The sequence below is a fragment of the Blautia sp. AF19-10LB genome (assembly GCF_003461245.1).
Taxonomy (GTDB): domain Bacteria; phylum Bacillota; class Clostridia; order Lachnospirales; family Lachnospiraceae; genus Blautia_A; species Blautia_A intestinihominis.
Map to the genome: position 1 here is coordinate 1 of NZ_QTWS01000044.1, position 1,447 is coordinate 1,447.

Genomic DNA, 1,447 nt, shown 5'->3' on the forward strand with positions numbered 1-1,447 from the left:
TGGAGAAGATGCGTGGACATGAACGACCGTCAGCTCCGTAACGTAGTAGACGGCCTCGGTGGAAGAACAAACGGAATGCCGCGTGAAGACGGATATGACATCACCGTTGCATCTGAGATCATGGCAGTCCTTTGTCTTGCAAGTGACATTAAAGACCTGAAAGAAAGACTTTCCAGAATTATTATCGGATATACCTACGGTAAAGTATCCGAGCAGAAACCGGTAACAGCAGGTGACCTCCATGCAGAAGGCGCTATGACAGCTCTCCTGAAAGACGCCCTGAAACCGAACCTCGTTCAGACACTGGAACACGTTCCGGCGATCGTACACGGCGGACCATTCGCAAACATCGCTCATGGATGTAACTCCGTAACAGCAACCAAGATGGCAATGAAACTTGCTGATTATGCGATCACAGAAGCAGGATTCGGTGCAGACCTTGGTGCAGAGAAATTCCTCGATATCAAATGCCGTATGGCAGACCTGCATCCAAGTGCAGTTGTTATCGTAGCAACCGTACGTGCTCTGAAATACAACGGCGGCGTAGCCAAAGCTGACCTCAACAACGAAAACCTGGAAGCTCTTGAAAAAGGTATCCCGAACCTTCTGAAACATGTAAGCAACATCAAGAACGTATACAAACTTCCTTGCGTAGTTGCCATCAACGCATTCCCGACCGACACCAAGGCAGAGCTTGACTTCGTAGAAGCTAAGTGCAAAGAACTCGGCGTAAACGTAGCTCTTTCTGAAGTATGGGCAAAAGGCGGAGAAGGCGGAATCAAACTTGCAGAAGAAGTTCTTCGCCTCGTAGAAGAACCAAACGACTTTACTTATGCATATGAACTGGAAGGATCTATCGAAGATAAACTGAACCAGATCGTGCAGAAAGTATATGGCGGTAAGAGAGTAGTTCTTACTGCAAATGCGCAGAAGCAGGCGAAACAGCTGGAAGCTCTTGGATTTGGCAACTGCCCGATCTGTGTGGCTAAGACACAGTACAGCCTGACCGATGACCAGACCAAGCTTGGGGCTCCGACAGACTTCGAAGTTACTGTACGTAATCTTAAGATTTCTGCTGGCGCAGGATTTATCGTTGCCCTGACAGGCGAGATCATGACGATGCCAGGTCTTCCGAAAGTACCTGCTGCAGAACGTATTGATGTTGATGAGACCGGAAAGATTACTGGACTTTTCTAAGAATTAAGTCTCATATTAAAAAAGTATAATTTTTGCCTTATAAGGCAGGAAAATTCAGTTTGGAAACTGAGAAAACCCTGAGGGGGAGCATCTCGAAGTTGCGAAGGCCGAAGCTCCCCCTCAGACACCCCCTACTTGGCCACGCCTGGTGCATCAAGACAGAACGGGCTGACGCTAACTGTTAGGGCTGTTTCGCTGGCGCGAAAGGCGCGGCAACTTGCCTTGGCGGAAGCTGTAGTTCCCGCGAGCA

The 1,447-nt window shown here is 48.7% G+C and carries 1 protein-coding gene; it reads left to right on the forward strand.

Annotated elements, in window-relative coordinates:
- Positions 1 to 1,197 (forward strand): formate--tetrahydrofolate ligase (locus tag DWX28_RS17020; RefSeq protein WP_147342115.1); only part of this gene is annotated, 1,197 nt, incomplete at its 5' end.
- Positions 1,198 to 1,447 lie beyond the last annotated feature (250 nt).